Annotated in this window: 20 protein-coding genes; 8 read left to right on the plus strand and 12 right to left on the minus strand. The window is 41.7% G+C overall.

The features are described from left to right. Nucleotides 1-9: 9 nt before the first annotated feature. Together ACVS9P_RS05130 and ACVS9P_RS05135 are read right to left on the minus strand one after the other, a co-directional pair. Nucleotides 10-255 carry a hypothetical protein gene (locus tag ACVS9P_RS05130; RefSeq protein ID WP_452104554.1) on the minus strand — a complete coding sequence of 82 codons (246 nt, stop codon included), beginning with the start codon at nucleotides 253-255 and terminating at the stop codon, nucleotides 10-12. Between the two features lie 140 nt (nucleotides 256-395). Next, nucleotides 396-626 (minus strand): helix-turn-helix transcriptional regulator, encoded by a 231-nt coding sequence (locus ACVS9P_RS05135; protein WP_452104555.1) that lies wholly within the window; start codon nucleotides 624-626, stop codon nucleotides 396-398. A gap of 443 nt (nucleotides 627-1069) precedes the next feature. Between ACVS9P_RS05135 and ACVS9P_RS05140 the strand changes: the two genes are divergently transcribed. Continuing rightward, nucleotides 1070-2698, plus strand: a complete 1629-nt coding sequence (locus tag ACVS9P_RS05140) for an ABC transporter permease (protein ID WP_452104556.1) — start codon at nucleotides 1070-1072, stop codon at nucleotides 2696-2698. Between the two features lie 14 nt (nucleotides 2699-2712). Further along, entirely contained in the window at nucleotides 2713-3393 is a 681-nt protein-coding gene (locus ACVS9P_RS05145; protein WP_452104557.1) for an ABC transporter ATP-binding protein, read from the plus strand. 193 nt (nucleotides 3394-3586) lie between these two features. Here the strand turns inward: ACVS9P_RS05145 and ACVS9P_RS05150 are convergent, their stop codons facing one another. Together ACVS9P_RS05150 and ACVS9P_RS05155 are read right to left on the minus strand one after the other, a co-directional pair. Then, nucleotides 3587-3889 carry a YgaP family membrane protein gene (locus ACVS9P_RS05150; protein ID WP_452104558.1) on the minus strand — a complete coding sequence of 101 codons (303 nt, stop codon included), beginning with the start codon at nucleotides 3887-3889 and terminating at the stop codon, nucleotides 3587-3589. A gap of 57 nt (nucleotides 3890-3946) precedes the next feature. Beyond that, complete coding sequence (locus ACVS9P_RS05155; protein WP_452104559.1) at nucleotides 3947-4384, minus strand: cupin domain-containing protein; 438 nt, start codon at nucleotides 4382-4384, stop codon at nucleotides 3947-3949. 286 nt (nucleotides 4385-4670) lie between these two features. On the opposite strand from ACVS9P_RS05155, the gene ACVS9P_RS05160 reads away from it, so the two are divergent. From ACVS9P_RS05160 to ACVS9P_RS05175, 4 genes are all read left to right on the plus strand, one after another. Beyond that, entirely contained in the window at nucleotides 4671-4949 is a 279-nt protein-coding gene (locus ACVS9P_RS05160; RefSeq protein ID WP_452104560.1) for a zinc-ribbon domain containing protein, read from the plus strand. A 316-nt stretch (nucleotides 4950-5265) separates the two neighbouring features. Then, entirely contained in the window at nucleotides 5266-5466 is a 201-nt protein-coding gene (locus ACVS9P_RS05165) for a hypothetical protein (protein ID WP_452104561.1), read from the plus strand. A 151-nt stretch (nucleotides 5467-5617) separates the two neighbouring features. Next, the gene (locus ACVS9P_RS05170) at nucleotides 5618-6370 is read left to right on the plus strand and encodes an exodeoxyribonuclease III (RefSeq protein WP_452104562.1); all 753 of its coding nucleotides are present in this window, start codon (nucleotides 5618-5620) and stop codon (nucleotides 6368-6370) included. Nucleotides 6371-6389: 19 nt separating this feature from the next. Beyond that, nucleotides 6390-7997, plus strand: coding sequence for an MBL fold metallo-hydrolase RNA specificity domain-containing protein (locus ACVS9P_RS05175; RefSeq protein ID WP_452104563.1), 1608 nt, complete (start codon nucleotides 6390-6392; stop codon nucleotides 7995-7997). A gap of 65 nt (nucleotides 7998-8062) precedes the next feature. Here ACVS9P_RS05175 and mscL read toward each other — a convergent pair whose 3' ends face one another. From mscL to ACVS9P_RS05190, 3 genes are all read right to left on the minus strand, one after another. Continuing rightward, the gene (mscL, locus tag ACVS9P_RS05180; protein ID WP_452104564.1) at nucleotides 8063-8467 is read right to left on the minus strand and encodes a large-conductance mechanosensitive channel protein MscL; all 405 of its coding nucleotides are present in this window, start codon (nucleotides 8465-8467) and stop codon (nucleotides 8063-8065) included. 88 nt (nucleotides 8468-8555) lie between these two features. Next, on the minus strand, nucleotides 8556-9851 hold the full coding sequence (locus ACVS9P_RS05185) for a 2-hydroxyglutaryl-CoA dehydratase (protein WP_452104565.1): 1296 nt from the start codon (nucleotides 9849-9851) through the stop codon (nucleotides 8556-8558). Between the two features lie 9 nt (nucleotides 9852-9860). Then, a complete protein-coding gene (locus ACVS9P_RS05190; RefSeq protein WP_452104566.1) occupies nucleotides 9861-12764 on the minus strand; it encodes an acyl-CoA dehydratase activase-related protein in 2904 nt (967 codons plus the stop codon). Between the two features lie 339 nt (nucleotides 12765-13103). Between ACVS9P_RS05190 and ACVS9P_RS05195 the strand changes: the two genes are divergently transcribed. Both ACVS9P_RS05195 and ACVS9P_RS05200 read left to right on the plus strand, forming a co-directional pair. After that, entirely contained in the window at nucleotides 13104-13850 is a 747-nt protein-coding gene (locus ACVS9P_RS05195) for a YebC/PmpR family DNA-binding transcriptional regulator (protein ID WP_452104567.1), read from the plus strand. Nucleotides 13851-13931: 81 nt separating this feature from the next. After that, nucleotides 13932-15716, plus strand: coding sequence for a PASTA domain-containing protein (locus ACVS9P_RS05200; protein WP_452104568.1), 1785 nt, complete (start codon nucleotides 13932-13934; stop codon nucleotides 15714-15716). Between the two features lie 147 nt (nucleotides 15717-15863). On the opposite strand, the gene rpsR is transcribed toward ACVS9P_RS05200, so the two are convergent. From rpsR to ACVS9P_RS05225, 5 genes are all read right to left on the minus strand, one after another. After that, nucleotides 15864-16121 (minus strand): 30S ribosomal protein S18, encoded by a 258-nt coding sequence (gene rpsR, locus ACVS9P_RS05205; RefSeq protein WP_452104569.1) that lies wholly within the window; start codon nucleotides 16119-16121, stop codon nucleotides 15864-15866. 52 nt (nucleotides 16122-16173) lie between these two features. After that, nucleotides 16174-16629, minus strand: a complete 456-nt coding sequence (locus ACVS9P_RS05210) for a single-stranded DNA-binding protein (protein ID WP_452104570.1) — start codon at nucleotides 16627-16629, stop codon at nucleotides 16174-16176. Nucleotides 16630-16654: 25 nt separating this feature from the next. Further along, on the minus strand, nucleotides 16655-16951 hold the full coding sequence (gene rpsF / locus ACVS9P_RS05215) for a 30S ribosomal protein S6 (protein ID WP_452104571.1): 297 nt from the start codon (nucleotides 16949-16951) through the stop codon (nucleotides 16655-16657). A gap of 133 nt (nucleotides 16952-17084) precedes the next feature. After that, entirely contained in the window at nucleotides 17085-17963 is an 879-nt protein-coding gene (gene galU, locus ACVS9P_RS05220; protein WP_452104572.1) for a UTP--glucose-1-phosphate uridylyltransferase GalU, read from the minus strand. Nucleotides 17964-18013: 50 nt separating this feature from the next. Further along, nucleotides 18014-19015 carry an RING finger protein gene (locus ACVS9P_RS05225; RefSeq protein ID WP_452104573.1) on the minus strand — a complete coding sequence of 334 codons (1002 nt, stop codon included), beginning with the start codon at nucleotides 19013-19015 and terminating at the stop codon, nucleotides 18014-18016. Nucleotides 19016-19067 lie beyond the last annotated feature (52 nt).

Genomic DNA, 19067 nt, shown 5'->3' on the forward strand with positions numbered 1-19067 from the left:
TGTCCCCCTTTAAGTGTGATTTTCATAATAGATACTAGAGATAATCTCAGCTATCATCGAAATATTGAAACCAAAGGCCAGCTCAACTCCAGCGTAAGTAAGAAGCAGTTCTTTTGCGATAGTGCCTAGAAACATAAAAGCAATCATCAAGATAAAACAAACTGTCTGTGTAACATTAAATGCTTTGCTTTTCGATTTCAATCGAATCAAACGGTTTCTTTCATCCAGATCATCAATCTTATCTTGCTTTGACATTTGGTAGGAGGTACTTCTCCGTATTTCAACCATTCCGAAGAGAAACAATGCGACCATCAGCAAAACCGACTTAATATCGAATGTTTTAAAAATACAGCACAATAACGGTGCTAAGCCTAAAAGAAATAAAAGACTTTTTGTTATAAGTTTTCATATTGTTTATCTTCCAACTCCTTATTTTCTTTTAAACAGCATAAATCTTCCACGGTGGTCTCAAAGATCTGCGCTATCTGATATGCCAGCAGAAGAGAAGGACTATACTGTCCTGTTTCGATAGAAATAATGGTCCGTGAAGAAACATGGACCAAGTTAGCTAACTGCTGTTGGGTTAATCCGACTGCGGTGCGGAGCTCTTTTACTCGCGTTTTCATGGGAAACTTCCTTTCACTAACATGAAGCGGACTTCATATGAAGCTAACTTCATATTAGCACGCAACCAGAATTTTGTCAAGAGAACAGGGTTAGCCTGCAAATAGTTTATGCGTTTTACTTTATGACTGCTCTGAGACCTATATCTTTATTGGAAAAACAACGTGGCTTTTCTTATGCCATTTTATTAAGGCAAAAAACATGAAATTTTGAGCATTTTGGAACCATCTTGCAAAAAGTGTGGGTAATGTATAACAACACGAAATGTGAACTATATTCACATCAAAGGATCACAATATTTTATAATTGATGTAGCGCTTTAATTGGATTCACCTAAAGTTCATAACCTTCTCACGAGAGCACCACAAAACAACCGTACACTGTTTTTAAATAAAAAATGCGGACGAACGATATTTGTCCGCGCCTGAAAGGCGAGATGAAAAACATGTATATTGTTCGCAACGCACTGCGAAACATTGCACGCTCCAAGGGCCGCAATATTTTGGTTGGAATTATCGTGCTCGTGATTGCTGTTTCCAGCTGTGTGGCTTTGTCTATCCGACAAGCGGCATCTAAAGTGGAATCTCAAAGCTTGGACAACCTAAAAATTACCGGGCAAATTTCTGTTAATCGTGAATCTTTATTCCAGAATGCACAAAACTCTACATCCTCTGGCAGCACTTCGAGTGAAGATATTCGCTCGAAGCTTTCGTCGCTTCAAGGGCCGACGCTCGATGAGCTAAAGACTTATGCATCCTCTCCATCTGTTTCGAGTTTCTATTACAATATCTCCAGCACGGTCAATGCAAGTAACAACTCTTTTGAACCTGTGGATACTTCATCTTCTAAAAATTCAAGCAATTCCTCCGCATCCTCCTCGACAGAAAATCGTCAGAATGTCCGCGGGGGAAAAGAGATGAGTGGAAATATTCCGGAAGGGATGGGCACACAGGGAAACTTTTCGCTTACCGCATACAGCAGCGAAAGTGCGATGACAGACTTTCAAGAGAATAGCAGCTCTATTACGGATGGTTCCATGATTGATTTGACAGCGGCAGATAATACTTGTTTAATTTCAGATGAATTAGCGTCGCTCAACAATTTATCCGTAGGGGACACCATTGCGATTACCAATCCAAACAACGATGGCGAAACATATACGTTTACTATCGCGGGTATCTATAACAACAGCGATACGGAATCCACCAACACTATGATGCAGTTTTCTACTTCCAGCGATCCGGCTAATTTGATTATTATTAGCACTGGAACTATGAATGGTATTGTTACCCAATCAACATCAGCAGCGAAAACCTCTACCAATCAGGGCACCGGGGTTACTTCTACCACTGCATTACGTACTAAAACTTCTGGTACTTATGTATTTAACGATGTGTCCGCCTACGAATCCTTTCAGAACGAAGTAAAAGATATGGGGTTATCGGATGACTACTCCGTTTCCTCCACCGATTTAAACAACTATGAACAAAGTCTGGTACCACTCAAAAATCTCAGCAAATTTGCCGGTATTTTTCTTCTAATTGTGTTACTGGTCGGCGGGGTCGTCCTGATTGTACTCAACATTTTCAACATTCATGAACGCAAATACGAAGTTGGTGTGCTGACAGCGATCGGTATGAAAAAGGGCAAGGTAGCTCTACAATTTGTAACCGAGTTATTTACGGTGACTTTGGTTTCTATTATTATCGGAACTGCTGTCGGGGCAGCTGTTTCGCTCCCCGTTACCAATTCACTGTTGGCGTCACAGGTCGCTTCCCAACAGACACAGTCAAGCCGTGTAGAGCAGAATTTTGGCCGCGGCAGACAAATGGAAAATGGGCAGGCAGGCGCTTTTGCCAATGCAACCGGCGAAGGAACAATGGCCTCTGGCTTTTCCGGACAAACTGGAAAAAGTGTCACCAATTATATCAGCAGCGTACAATCGGCTACTGATCTGACCGTTGTTGTGGAGCTTTTGGGAATTGGCGTATTGCTTACTTTGATTTCCAGTCTTGTCGCCGTAATTTTCATACTGCGCTATGAGCCTTTGAAAATCCTTACCAACCGGACATAAAGGAGGAGATTATTATGAGTATATTGGAACTGAAAGACCTTAGCTATTCCTACGACGGAATACATCCTATTCTCAAGGATATCACCTATACATTTGAACAAGGTAAAGTATACGCCATTGTGGGTAAATCCGGCGCTGGAAAAACCACCTTGCTGTCTCTGCTATCCGGATTGACGGAACCTACTGGCGGTACGATCCTTTTTCAGGACAAAGACATTACTACCATTGACCGTTATCATTATCGCAGCAAATATGTAGGCGTTGTGTTTCAGGGCTTTAATCTTCTTCCACAATTGACTGCTGTAGAAAACGTGGAATTGTCTATGGATATCTCGGGCATGAAGATCAAAAATCGGTGTGAGGTAGCTATGAATCTGTTAGATAAAGTAGAGCTGGACGAAGCAAAGTCCAACCGGAGGGTACTTAAACTCTCCGGCGGAGAACAGCAGCGCGTTGCCATTGCGCGGGCCCTATCTTACAATCCGGATATTCTGTTAGCTGATGAGCCTACCGGCAATCTTGACGGAGAAACACAAGATGCAGTAATGAATATTTTTCTTCGTCTCGCTCGAGAAGAAAATAAATGTGTTATCATTGTCACGCATTCGCCCGAGGTGGCCCATCAGGCCGACATTGTGTATGAACTGAAATCTGTAAAATCTGCAAAATGCGCTGACCTTTCTTCCTTACAATAACAGCTCATTGCACTAGAAAATTTTTACGCATTAAAAAGGTACTATTGACGATCCTCTTTTCGGATGGTTGGTGGTACCTTTTCCCATTTAACAAATAAAATATTGAAGGCTGTCATAAAGTAAACTGAAATAGAAAAAAGAAGTATAAAAAATGACGACTCGAGAGTCGTCAAAAGAATGAAGCAATTATGATTTATTCTTTCCTTGTGGAAATATGGAGGAAAGAATATAAAGGACACACCCCAGAAATGGCAGTGGCTAATGGTATGAATCCAAACAGACTAAACCACTTTTTATTTTTAGGAAGCACGAAGAACAGGCTAAACAAAGTTACAGAAAGTACGCCCCTTATTGCTCGGCCTACATTTCCTATATTTTTCACTTTTATGCCTTCTTTCGAATCATTAAACATAAAACAATCTTTGCTCTTAGCATAACCAAAAAGAATACGCTTTTTCATGCAAATATGTTTTTTACAAAATTTTTCGCAATTCATTGAAATTCTTAAATATGAAAACAGCGTCGATCGCAAGAGCGAAGGACGCTGTAAATTTTATTTCTCTTTAGCGAGTGCATCTTTTTTTGTTTTGTGTACTGTTCCACGCGGATGATGCGGTGGCGCATAAATGGAATATAATTTTAAAGGAACATTTCCGGTGTTCATCAAATTATGCCAGGTACCTGCCGGAACAAATATTGCATATCCAGAAGAAACGTTTTTCTGAAAATTTAAATCGTTTTTATTGCGTCCCATTTTTGCGATTCCGCGGCCACACTCAATTCGCAGGAACTGGTCTGTATCAGGGTGCATTTCCAATCCGATGTCTCCGTTAACAGGAATGCTCATTAAGGTCGTTTGTAGATAGTTGCCCGTCCATAATGCAGTACGATAGTTGTTATTTTGTTTAGTAGCTGCTTCGATATTAATTACATATGGATTGGGACCATAATCTTTCAATGTTTCACTTGTCGGGTGAAAACATTTGGTCATAATGTCATCGACTCCTTTAAATAAATTTTACCCATTTAAATTATATGGAAATTTTCAAAAATTTGTGTGTTACACACAAGAAAAACAATTCTTTTTCACGAATGATATAAACTTAAATGATTTATTTTTGCATGAAAAGCAAGCAAAAAGCCACTTTTTCCAATTTTAATTTTTTTTCTCAAGTAATACCATATAATTTATTTTATTTTAATTGACTTTTGAATAATTAAGGCATATACTAAATGAGTCACCAAACGGTGAACTATCATAATTTAAGAGGTATTATATGTATCAAGACAAAACCCTCGTCTGCAAGGATTGCGGTCAGAATTTCACTTTTACTGCTGGAGAGCAGGAATTTTTCGCTGAGAAAGGCTTTACCAATGAGCCTCAGCGTTGCCCCGACTGCCGCAAAGCACGCAGACAAAATTCAAATGGCGGACGCGGCGAGCGTCAGATGTATGATGCTGTCTGTGCTTCCTGTGGAAGACCTTGTAAGGTTCCTTTCCAGCCGCGCGACGATCGTCCGGTTTACTGCAGTGAATGCTTTAGCAATAAAAGATAAATTTTAAGTCTTTTAAGAACCGCACCTTAACAGGGGCGGTTCTTTTTTAATTTAATGTTGTTTTTAACTTTGATTTTTTTAAAAAAATTGACTTTGTGATTTTAAAATATTTTATCTATATTTGATTTTTAGCCAATTCATGAACTGCCCAAAGTAAAAACAAAGATACAAAGCAGCACAGAATAAATTTGTCCGGCGGGTGCTGCATCTTTTCGGTCCCTTTTTCTGGATAAATAAGGATTTTCCTATTTCTTCATTTTCATAAGTTGACGGATAAATTTTATCGGTTTGTATATTCTAGTTTTGAGGTGATTTTATGAGCAAATCTGATGAACAGCCAGATCGTACTTTTGGTGACCCTATTCCAGATAAAGAACCCCATGTGGTACGAAAGGAACACGAAATCCGAAAAACAGACCGCCCTATTCGTAAAGATGTTTATCCGGTAATTGACACCGATCTCGGAAGGGATAATGTTGAAAATGATATTCCCGAAGCGGATCTTCAGGACCTATGATTTTATGCGGCTCTTGCTTTTTTAGCAAGGGCCAATTTTATTAATCTTGACTTGTTTAGAATTTTCTGTTTAAAAAACAAAAATTATAGTAAATTCACACAAAATATGATATAATTAAAAATAAAAAGAAAGCAATTTGTGGAGGTGCTAAATGAAGTTTCTTTCTTGGAATGTTAATGGTTTGCGTGCTTGCCTGCAAAAAGGATTTCTGGAATTTTTGAAAGAATCAAATGCGGATACGATTTGTTTGCAGGAGACCAAGATGCAGCCGGAACAAGCAGATTTCGAATTACCCGGATATACACGTTATTGGAATTCTGCTTTCAGAAAAGGATATTCCGGTACCGCGATTTTTACGAAAAATTTGCCGATCAGCGTTCAGTATGATATTGATGATCCTGACCATATGGGGGAGGGGCGTTCAATCACACTGGAATATCCGGAATATTATCTGGTAACTGTTTATACACCGAATTCTCAGGACGAATTAAAGCGCTTGCCCTATAGAATGGAATGGGAAGATGCGTTTCGTACTTATTTGATGAAGCTGGATCAAAAAAAGCCCGTGATTGTCTGCGGCGATATGAATGTGGCGCATGAGGAAATCGATCTGAAAAATCCAAAGTCCAATCAGGGACATGCCGGCTTTTCAGATCAGGAGAGGGGAAAATTCACACAGCTTCTTGAGAGTGGATTCGTGGATACATTTCGGCGGATTCATCCGGAAGAAATCGGTGCCTATAGTTGGTGGAGCTATCGATTCCGTGCGCGAGAGCACAATGCGGGATGGCGTATTGATTATTTTTTGGTTTCTGAGCGATTCTTTTCACATGTTCAGAAGAGCGAAATTCTCAGCGAAGTGATGGGGAGTGACCACTGCCCAATAGAACTCGATTTTGAGTGATAAGGAGTGATAAAGAAAGATGAAATTGAATTTTTATGGTGCCGATAAAGAGGTAACGGGCAGCTGCCATTGCCTTATGGTTGGAGACAAGACCATCCTGATCGACTGTGGACTGCAGCAGGGAGCTGATGTAACAGATAATGCAAAGCTGCCGATTGCTGCAAATAAAGTGGATTATGTTCTGGTTACTCATGCACATATTGACCATTCGGGCCGATTGCCGCTTTTGGTGAAGCAGGGATTTCAAGGGAAAATTTGTGCAACGGGGAAGACCTGTGACCTCCTTTCTATCATGCTGCGAGACAGTGCGCATATTCAGGAGATGGATGCAGAATATGAATCCCGTAAAGGAAAGCGTGCAGGGAAAGCCCCTGTGGAGCCGCTTTATACCGTAAAGGACGCAGAAGATACCCTAAAGTATCTTACTCCGTATTCCTATGGAGAGGTGATTGATCTCTGTGAAGGAGTAAAAATTCGTTTTATAGATGCAGGACATCTTTTAGGCAGTTCCAGCATTGAAGTTTGGGCAACAGAAAATAATAGTACAAAAAAGATTGTATTTTCAGGTGATATTGGCAATATCAATATTCCGATTATTAAAAACCCAACCTATATTACCGAAGCGGATTATGTGATTATGGAATCCACTTATGGAGATCGGGAACATGAGCATATAGATGATTATACCAAGGCGTTTGCCGATATTATTGACAACACTCTGTCGAATCACGGAAATGTAGTGATCCCATCCTTTGCAGTGGGACGTACGCAGGAGCTCCTTTATTCGATACGAGAGATCAAGGAACGTCATCTGACGCCTAAGAACCCTAATTTTCCGGTTTATGTGGATTCTCCTCTGGCAACTGAGACTACCAAAATATACAGTGGGGATCTTCATGGTTATGCAGATGAAGAGACTGCTCAGTTGATTGATCACGGTTTTGAGCCGCTTTCTTTTCCAAATCTCCATATGACCGAAAGCGTAGACGAATCTAAATCACTTAATACGGACGGTGTTCCAAAAGTAATTATTTCTTCCAGCGGTATGTGTGAAGCCGGAAGAATTCGTCATCATTTAAAGCATAATCTCTGGCGGCCGGAGTGCTCTATTATATTTGTTGGGTTTCAGGCGAACGGAACCCTTGGAAGAATCCTTTTGGACGGCATTGATTCTGTAAAACTGTTTGGCGAACAGATTGCGGTGAAAGCGCATATCTTTAATTTTCGGATGCTGTCAGGACATGCAGATCATACCGGACTTTTGCGTTGGATTAAAGCTTATCAGCCAGCGCCTAAAAAAGTCTTTGTTGTTCATGGAGAGCAGAAATGCTGTGAAGAATTTACGGAAGAACTGGAGCATTATGGGTTTGATGCCTATGCGCCGAATTTTAATGCCTGCTATGATTTGCTTTCGGATCGTATATTGGATTATGGGATGGAAGCGCAGGTTCTGCATCCCAAAAAGGCGGCACTTTCCGGCGAACAAGCTTCTCCTATTTATGGTCGGTTGGTGGCAGCACAACATCGCCTGGAAGACGTCATTCGGCATAATGAGGGAGGAGCCAATAAAGATTTGGCTCAGCTTACAAAAGAATTGCTGAAACTCTGCGAAAAGTGGGATCGCTGAGTTAACTAACAAATATTAATCTCAAAAAGAATCCGGCTTTCTCAAAAAGAGAAGGCCGGATTCTTTTATTTTTCTGATTGGCTTTTTAATAGATCGCGGATTTCGGTTAACAGCAGTTCTTCTTTTGAAGGCTCTAAAACTTTTTCTTTTTGCTCGTCCTGTTTCTGACGAAGACTGCTGACTTTGTTTGCAAATTTCACCATTAGGAAAATCGAAAGGGAAATCATCAAAAAGTTAAAGACACTCTGAATAAAAGAACCATAAGTCAGTACGGCTTTTCCGAGTAAGGTGACAGAAAGATTGGAAAAATCAAGGCCTCCGGTTAAAAGTCCGATGAGGGGCATAATGATATCTTTTACGAGGGAAGTGACAATTGCGCTGAAAGCAGTGCCCATTACAACGCCAACAGCCATATCCATGACGTTGCCGCGCATGGAAAATTCTTTAAACTCCTGAATAAATTTCTTCATAAAAAATCTCCTGCCTTTCTAGAAGTTACTTTTTATTATCAACAAATTTAGCCAAAAAGCAACTATAGCAGGAGATTTTTGTTTGATTTTAATCTTTTTTGTCAGATTGCACAACCTTTTTCTGCAGGTTTTCGCGAGCCACTGCCAGCATTAACTTAATACGGTTTTCTTGATTGACCATGGTTGCGCTAGGATCATAATCGATCGGGACAATATTGCTTTCTGGGCGCAGCGTTTTGATCCGGTGAATCATTCCTTTTCCGCAGATATGATTGGGCAGACACCCGAAAGGCTGTGCGCAGACAATATTTTCATAGCCTGTTTCGCAGAGCTCCAGCATTTCGCCGGTCAAGAGCCATCCTTCGCCCATCTTATCTCCATAGCCAATTACGCCATTTGTTAATTCTTTTACTTTAGCGTATGGGGTGGGCACTTCAAATTTTGGCTCGCTTTGAAAAGCTTCTGTCAAAATATTCTGCATTTTTGTCAGATAATCAAATAAGACGCTGACCGCGCCAAACTTAAATGGATTTCCGCCATAAAGCTTAATATCTTCCAGACGGTTATCAACCTTAAAAATTGCAAAGTTTAAAAGCCCCGGAACGTTTACTTCGCAGTCCTGATCGAAGAGAAAATCCTCGAGATGGTTATTTGCAAAGGCTGCATATTTCACATAGATTTCTCCGACGATACCGACCCGAATTTTTTGAACCGCTTGGGTTGGAATTTTAGCAAAATCATGAACAATTTTCAGTAGATTTTCTTTTTCTGCTTTTAAGCCTAACCCTTTTCCACGTTTAAATTGGGAACAAAGTTCGTCGACCCAATCTTTTACAAGTGCCTCACTGTCTCCAACCTGTGTTTCGTAAGGCTTGGTTTGGTTGCGCAGTGCCATCAAAGCATCGCCATAGGCGACGGCAGCGATCACTTTTCGCAGCATACTTAGAGTAATGGAAAAGCCGGGATTAGATTCCAGACGGGAAAGATTTAAGCTGACGACTGGAATTTGATCCATCCCAGCTTTGTGAAGCGCTTTGCGCAGCAAGTGAATATAATTGCTTGCACGGCAGCCGCCGCCAGTCTGCGTAATGATCAAGGCGGTGTGATCGAGATCATATTTTCCAGAGTGAAGAGCGTCTATAAATTGTCCAATTACGAGAAGTGCCGGGTAACAGGTGTCGTTGTGCACATATTTGAGCCCTTCCTGAACAATCGCAGGCCCATCATTTTGCAGCAATTCCACTTTATATCCGCAGTTGCGGAAAACATCTATGAAAAGGGAAAAGTGAATGGGAAGCATCATCGGACAAAGAAGGGTATAATCTTTTTTCATCTCTTTTGTAAAGAGTAAACGTCCGGTATCGGTATATTTCAGTTCTGCCATGATAAAGCCTCACTGGTCGAGGGCGGCGAAAAGACTGCGAAGCCTAATTTTTACAGCGCCCAAATTTGTAATTTCGTCAATTTTAATCTGCGTATAGATCTTATCGTTTGCTTCCAGAATGCTGCGGACTTCATCCGTTGTGATGGCGTCTACGCCGCAGCCGAAGGAGACCAGCTGAACCAGATTCATATCTTTCTGTGAGCTGACGTATTTAGCGGCAGCGTAAAGTCTGGCATGATAAGTCCACTGATTTAGAACGCCGGTATGAAAGCGTTTGACTAGGCAGCTGACGACGTCTTCGCTGATGACGGCAGCTCCCAGGGAAATGATTAATTTATCAATCCCGTGGTTAATTTCGGGGTCAAGGTGATAGGGGCGTCCACTTAATACAATGATCGGTTTTTTCTCCTTGCGCGCTTCTTTGATGATTTCATTTCCTTTTTCGCGAATATCGGAAAGATAAGCATTATAAGCGTCGTAGGCGGCATCGGAAGCTTTTTTGACTTCCTGCAGAGTAATTCCGGAATAATACTTTTCAAGGATCTTGTGCATTTTTTTGGGGAAATCATGTCTTCTGTGAATTCCGACATAGTCATGAATAAAAGTTTTTCCCTGAAGCGCGACGGTGTTGGCATTAATGACTTCCGGATAATAGGCGACGACAGGGCAGTTATAATGATTGTCACCAAGTTTTTCATCAAAATTATAACTCATGCAGGGATAAAAGATATGATCGATTCCCTGATCGAGCAGACTTAGAACATGCCCGTGAGTCAGTTTTGCAGGGAAGCAGACGGTATCACTGGGGATGGTGCTTTGACCACGGATATAAAGTTCTCTGCTTGAAAGGGGAGAGAGTACAACTTCGAATCCCAGTGTGGTAAAGAAAGCATGCCAGAAAGGCAGCAATTCGTAAAAATTAAGTCCCATTGGAATCCCAATTTTTCCCCGCGGGCCGGGAACCGGTTCATAGCTGCGAAGCTTTTTAAGTTTATAAGCATAAAGATCTAAATTGTCGCTTCCGCTTTTCTTGGTTATCGGGCGCTCACAGCGATTTCCGCCAATGAAGCGGCGGTTATTGCCAAAGATATTGATGGTCAAACGGCAGTGATTGCTGCACATTCCACAGTTTGTTACTTTGACTTCGTGCTTGAAATCATTCAGTTCCGTGAGAGAAATCAAAGAAGTTTGGTGCGGCGATTTTTTTTGCTTATTAATTGCATAGATCGCAGCGCCATAGGCACCCATTAGTCCGGAGATATCCGGGCGGACGACTTCAACGCCTAATTCATTTTCAAAGACTCTTAAAACGGCGTCATTGAGGAAGGTACCTCCCTGAACGACGATTTTGCGGCCCAGTTCCTCGGCGGAAGCTGCACGAATTACTTTATAGATTGCATTTTTTACGACACTTACAGATAGTCCGGCAGAAATATCCGCTGTGGTTGCACCGTCTTTCTGCGCTTGTTTGACCTGACTATTCATGAAAACCGTGCAGCGGCTTCCCAAATCAACAGGATGTTTTGCGAAAAGGCCTAATTTTGCGAAATCAGCAATTTTATAACCGAGAGTATTGGCAAAGGTTTGCAGGAAAGAGCCGCAGCCAGAGGAGCAGGCTTCGTTTAAGAAGATATTGTCAATCGCTCCACGGCGAATTTTAAAGCATTTCATATCCTGACCGCCGATATCGATTACAAAATCAACATCGGGCATAAAGCATTTGGCAGCTGTAAAATGTGCAATGGTTTCTACGATGCCGTAATCGAGTCCAAAAGCATTTTTCAAAAGCTCTTCGCCGTAACCAGTCACAGCGCTGGAGACAATTTTCAGTTCCGGCTTTTTTTGATAAAGAGAGAGCAAATATTCCCGTACGACCGGAACCGGATTTCCACTATTGCTTTGGTAGGTGCTGTCAAGAACTTCGCCGTCTTTGCCGAGAAGAACCGCTTTGATCGTTGTAGAACCGGCATCAACGCCTAAAAATGCAGGGCCATCATATTTGAGAAGATCTCCTTTGGGCGCTTTGCAGGAATTATGACGTTCCAAAAACTCCTGATATTCCTCTTTGTCTTTAAAGAGAGGGGGAATACTGCGGAAATTCCCGCTGGTTCCATATTGCTTGATGTTTTTGAGCGCTGTATCTAAGTCTGTCTCGATTTCACTGCTGTAAGCAGCGCCAAGCGCAACAAAGTATAGACTGTTTTCCGGACAGGTTCCGGTTGTTCTTAATGCAGTATCGAAAGCGCGCCGCAATCCGGAGAGAAAAGTAAGCGGACCTCCAAGGTAAAGCACATTCCCGCCAATCGGGCGTCCCTGTGCAAGGCCGGCAATCGTCTGGTTGGCAACAGCCGCAAAAATGCTGGCGCAAAGGTCGCTTTTCCGCGCACCTTGATTGAGCAGCGGCTGAATATCACTTTTTGCGAAGACACCGCAGCGGGATGCGATTGTATAGATCTTTTCATATTGAGCAGAGAGTTGGTCCATCTCGTCCAGAGAAATGTTTAATAGGGTTGCCATCTGGTCAATAAATGCGCCCGTACCTCCTGCGCAGGAACCGTTCATCCGTACTTCCATGCCGCCGGTCAGGAACAGGATCTTTGCATCTTCTCCGCCGAGTTCAATAATACAGTCGGTCTTCGGAAGAAGCTTTCCAGTGGCAATACGGGTGGCATAAACCTCCTGAACAAAAGGAAGATTACAGGTCTGTGAGATTCCCATTCCGGCAGAGCCAGAGACGGTGAGTTGAGCTGGGCTTCCTTTTAAGATGGTGTCTCTTACTTTTGTAAGAAGCTCAATCATCTTTTCTGTAATCTGAGAATAATGCCGTTCATAGGATTTGTAAACTATTTTATTTTGATCGTCTAAAACAACGCATTTTATTGTTGTAGAGCCGACATCGAGGCCAATTTTCATAAATACTACCTTTCTTTTTCTAAAATCGAAAAAGCGTTTTTAAGCATTTTTTCATCTATAATTTTTTATTTAAATTAGAGTCATTTGGAACAAATCAGAATCATTCTATGCCACTGTGAAATAACTGTCAAGTATCTAATAAAAAAAGGAACACCCCCTTGAGTGAAAAAGTCAAATATGCTAAAATATAAAATAAAACTAAAAAAATCTTATCTAAAAGACAAATCCAAATATAACAGAAATGAGTCAAGGAAGAGACAAAGTGTTGATATCACACTTGGACTATGTTATAATATAACGTAACTATTTCAAATTATTAGTCGGGAGGCTGCGAAGAACATGTCAGGCCATTCAAAATGGAATAATATTAAGCGCAAAAAAGAAAAAACCGATGGCGCAAAGGCAAAAGTCTTTACTAAAATCGGCCGTGAATTAGCAGTTGCTGTAAAAGAGGGCGGCGGACCAGACCCCAACAGCAATTCCAAGCTGAAAGATTGTGTTGCGAAGGCAAAAGCAGCCAATGTCCCAAATGATAATATTGAGCGTATCATTAAAAAAGCTGCTGGCGAGGGAAACGAAGATCAGTTTGAAACCATTAATTATGAAGGATATGGACCCAATGGTGTTGCTGTTATTGTAGAAGCATTGACAGATAATAGAAATCGTACGGCGGCCGATGTCCGACACGCATTTGATAAATTTGGCGGAAATCTGGGAACAACCGGATGCGTTTCGTTCTTATTTGAGAAAAAAGGTCTGCTCGTTATTGAGCGTGAAGACCGCGATGAAGACCATGTTATGGAAGATGCACTTGAGGCGGGAGCTTCTGATTTTCAGGCAGATGAGGATGTCTTTGAAATTTATACCGAGCCAGAGGATTTTTCTGGAATTTTAGATGATCTTTCTGCAAAGGGATATGAATTTGAGACCGCGGAAATTGAAATGATTCCGAGTACTTATGTAAAGCTTCCAGATGAAGAAACAGAGCAGAAAATGCAGAAGCTCTTAGATAGTTTGGAAGATAACGATGATGTCCAAAATGTATGGCACAACTGGGAAAGTTCCGATGTTAGTGATGAAGAATAAATAGTGGGAATCTTGGAGTTGTAGAAAAGATGGGTTTAAATATCGACGTGTTTTAGACATGTCCGAAGGAGGAACGCACGAATGGCGGATTATGACAGGCTGTGTATGGCCTGCATGGAAGAGACCGATGAGGCTGAAGAGTGTCCGCATTGTGGATTTTCTTTAGCTGAGTCGCAGCTTCCTGATGCTCTTCCATATCGAACAATATTGAAAGATCAGTATTTGGTCGGCCGCGCAATGCGTAAAAACGGAGAAGGAATTCTATATATTGGTCTCGATTTAAAAACAAAAGAAAAAGTAGAGATTAGGGAGTTCTTTCCGCAGACTTTGGCGCTGCGCAATTCTGATGGACTAAAAATCAGTCCGCAGGAAGAACTGAAAGAGGTTTTTGAAAAAGATCGGGGCGCTTTTTTACAAGATCAGCAGGCTTTGCTGCGCTTTCATACTCAGTCTGCGATGGCACATATTGAAGATGTGTTTGAGGAAAATGGGACTGTCTATGCGGTAGCTCCATGGATGAATGCAATTACACTGCGGTATTTTGTAAAACGCAGTGGAGGTTCTTTAAACTGGAATGAGGCAAGGCAGCTTTTCATGCCGGTTTTAATGACGCTTTCTACCTTGCATGCAGTTGGAATTTCTCATTTGGGGATTTCTCCGGATACACTGTTTATTTTGCCAAACGGAAGTATGATTCTGGGGGATTTCTGTATCGAGCAGGTATGGCGTTTTGGGACAGAACTTCAGGATTCATTGGTATCAGGGTGTGCTGCGTTGGAGCAATGCGAAGGAACAGCACCACTGAAAGAATCAACAGATATCTATGGCTTTGCATCGTCGCTTTTCTTTGCACTAACAGGTGGTTTTCCCAAAAATGCTTTGGCAAGAAAAGAAGACCCTAGGCTTTTAATTCCGTCTTCGATCCTTCAAAATATCCCTCCGCATGTTGTAACTTCGTTAGCAAACGCATTGCAGGTTTCTGTGGAAAAAAGAACGCCTACATTTGAGCGTATGCGGGCAGAACTGTCAACTTCTCCTACCATTACGGCAACAATCGAAGAGACAGAAAGTTTACGGCGGATTCCGAGTCCGATCCCTTCTCAAAAAGAGGAAAGAGCAGAAAAGAATCCAGACGAGGGACATGATTTAAAAGGAGAAACATCTCAGGTATCTCAACCGGTTCAGCAGCCATCACGGCCATCTAGATCGCCGCAAGTGCGTAAAAATGCAGGACACAAAGGTAAGAAGAAAATTCCTACCTTTGTGTGGGTGATTTTAGTATGCGCTGTTTTGTTAATTATTCTAACAGTTGTTGTCGTTGTACGAATGTCTTCTGGCAGCAATAAAAGTCAGCAGGCAACTGTTTCTCAGACCTCTGAAGCAGGAACTGCTGATTCAGAGACAGCTTCTGCAGTGAGTTCTACAGCGGCGGAACAAATTACGGTTCCGAATCTTGTAAACAAAAAATATGAAGATAATCAGCAATCTTCTTCAGACGCTGATTATCAGGTAGCTGTTTCGAAGCATGAATACAGTGATACGGTTGAGGCGGGATATATTATTTCGCAAACACCGACAGCTGGCGAAAAAATGGTAAAAGGGACAGCTATTTCGGTGATTGTAAGTGATGGAAATGCGCTTATAACGTTACCGGATCTTGCGGGACTAACCGCAGAAGAAGCAGTGAGCGCATTGAAGTCGCGTGGATTTACCTCTGTACAGCAGGAAAATGGGCATAGTGAATATGTGGGAATTGGGCAGGCTTATGGTTATAAAAATCAGAATGCCGGAGACAAAATGGCGGCCAATTCAACAATCACAATTTTGATCAATGCGAAGTCTTCTTCAACTTCTTCAAATGGTTAATTAATCATAAAAAACAAAAAGCCTTATTCGGGATATTGAACTTTTCCTGAATAAGGCTTTTATTATGAAAAAAATTCAATAGCAGAAAATCACCAGCTCTTAATTAAGAGCTGGTGATTTTTAAAAGCTATAGGCTATAAAACAAAATTAATCGCTGCTGAACGGCAGAAGTGCGAGATGACGTGCACGCTTAATTGCGGTAGTCAATTCGCGCTGATGACGTGCACAAGTGCCAGTCGCTCTGCGGGGCAGAATCTTTGCACGCTCAGAAATAAAGCGGCGAAGTTTTGCAACATCTTTATAATCGATGGATTCTACTTTATCAACACAAAAGCTGCAAACTTTTCTGCGACCTTTACGACCACCATATCGGCGGCCGCCTTCACTTTTTTCTCTATCGGCCATGATTAGGAAAACCTCCTTTAAACTAAAAATCAAGAAATACCGTTGTTAGATTTTAAAACGGCAGATCATCGTCTCCGGGAATTTCTTCAAAATCTCCGGTGTCGCCATTGGAATAGGCGGGAGCAGGGGACTGCTGCTGAACAGAAGCAGTTTCGTGATGGTAATTTCCACTTGCAGAATTAAGATCTCGTTTGCTTTCTGCAAAATGGACATTATCCGCTACGATTTCGAATGCTTTGCGTTTATTTCCGTCACGATCTGTATAAGAACGTGTTTGAATAGCCCCTTGAACAGCTACTAACTGGCCTTTGCGGAAATATTTGCAAACAAAATCTGCAGTATTTCTCCAAGCGACAATATCAATAAAATCTGTTGCACGTTCAGTACCGGATTTTACATAAGAACGGTCGACAGCCAAAGTAAAACTGGTAACGGCAACATCATTAGAAGTATGACGCAATTCCGGGTCAGCAGTTAGCCGCCCCATTAAAACAGCAACGTTAAGCATTCGTAATCACCCTTTCGCCTAATTTTTAGGCTCCTTTTTTCACAATCAGGGAACGCAGCACACCGTCGGTGATTTTGTAAATACGATCGAGTTCAGCCGTAAAAGACGGAACACTCGTAAAGTTCACCAGAACATAGTAGCCTTCATTTTCCTTGTTGATCGGATAAGCTAATCTGCGCTTACCCCATTCATCAACACCATCGATAGTACCATTCGCCGCGATCAGATCCTTGAATTTCTGGATCATGGCATTCGTAGCATCCTCGTCTAATTTAGTAGAGAGAATAAATACGGTTTCATAAGCTCTTTTTACTTCTTCCATGATTTGCACCTCCTTATGGACATATGGCCCCAAATAAAGATCCGGGGCAAGGATCAAGCCACTGTAACACACAGGGCAACAGATTAATTATATCAATCTGAAAAAAGATTGTCAATAAAGAATTTTAGCTTTCTTAAAGCGTTTTAGAAAGTTCTTTTAAGTATTTACGAAAATCTTCACCAACTTCCGGGTGATTAAGTGCAACCTCCACCTGTGCCTGAAGAATTCCGAGCTTATTTCCCATATCATAGCGCTTCCCGGTAAATTCAACGGCAATCATGCCTTGTGAACGTGCCAGTGTGCGCATGGCGTCAGTCAGTTGAATTTCTCCGCCGACTCCAGGAGGCGTTTGGTCAAGGATGTCGAAAATTTCCGGTGGAAGGACGCAGCGGCCAAGAATAGAAAAGAGGCTTAAAACTTTATCTGGTGTTGGCTTTTCTACCATATCCGTGCAATTATAAAGATTATCGTGAAGAGGTTCCACTTTTAGGGAAGAATATTTATGGATTGCTTCTGGAGCAACTTTTTTAACGCCAAGAACTCCTTTTCCATATTCTTCATAAGCACGAATCAGCTGGCCGCAGGCAGGGTCTTCTCCGATAATGACATCGTCTCCATAGAGGACGGCAAACGGATCATTCCCAACGAAAGAGCGTGCCCGATTGACTGCGTGACCAAGTCCCCGGGTTTCTTTTTGGCGTACAAAATAAAAATTTGCAAGATGTGAAATATCAACGACTTCTTTTAAAATTTTTTCTTTTGCAGGGCCACCGCCTTGTAGTTTTGCTTCTAGTTCGGGAACACGGTCGAAATGATCTTCAATCAATCCTTTTCCACGGTTCGTGATAATTAAAATATCAGTGATTCCGGAGCGTACCGCTTCTTCAACAATATATTGAATGGCAGGCTTGTCCACGATGGGGAGCATCTCTTTTGGCATGCTTTTTGTGGCAGGCAGCACACGAGTGCCAAGTCCTGCTGCAGGAATCACAGCTTTAGTGATTTTTTTCATTCTTGAAAACACTTCTTTCAGATTGAATATTCGGGTGAATGCGCAAAAAATCAGAAAAAGAAATAGGGAATATAGGTAATCAGTGTATAACAGAGAACAATTCCCATTGCGAGAGCCATGTTAACTCCGCCTTTTTCCCGATAAAGAATTGTCTTTTCGGAGGAAACACCGGCTTGCGGATGGTTGGTCTCGATTTCTTTTATGACACTGATACAGTGTGCTCTATACATTTGATTTGCTTTAAAGCCAAAAATCAATTTGATCAGGAGAATCCCGATCATTAAAATCCCTGGAAGGGCAAGTGCAATCTGTTGGTTAGTTGAAAGAGTAGAAATTATTCCACTCATTGCAATCATCTGATTCGTAGAAGGATAAGTATCCGACGCGACACCTGCACTGTTCATCAGAGACTGCATCACCGGATAGGAAACCACATAAGTGACATATTGGTAAAGTGCATGCAGAATCAGAAGAGCGCTTGCAATCGTCCAACCTTTTTTATATTGTTTTCGATAAAGAAACCAGCTTCCGGTAAATAAAAAAGCGCAAAAATTAAAACGCTTTTTATGATCTCTTACAAAATTGCGAAAAACCGGAATATAATAAGAGGTATTAGACTGAACCACTTTTGCCAGATCGGAAGCAGAAATATCGTCTATTTTTTCAGTAGGGGCAACTCCTCCTAGGGGATCAAATGCAATATAGGGCATTTGATCATTGCCAGAGTTTACAGCGCTTGGGTTTTGATGGGGCTGTTGGTAGCCCTTTTGCTCATTTTTAGAGAGAGAAGTTCCGCAGAGTTCGCAGAAAAGTGCATCTTTGCGATTTGGATGGCCACAGCGCGGACAGATTTTTTCTTCTTTTTCCGCTGCTTTTTGGGGTGGCTTCCACGCATCTTTAGTGCCATGCCGATCTTCATAGAGACAGTGTCCTACCTGCTGATAGCAGCTGCGGTGATAAGGCGCGCCACACTGTGGGCATACGACAATATCATCCCCTTTTAGAAAGGGCTTTCCGCAGACCGGACATTTCATATCGGTAAAGTCAGTCATTTATTTGCCTCCAGACGAATGTAATCAATATACTTAAAATATTGTATCGGTT

This window comes from Caproicibacterium sp. NSD3, from assembly GCF_053613275.1.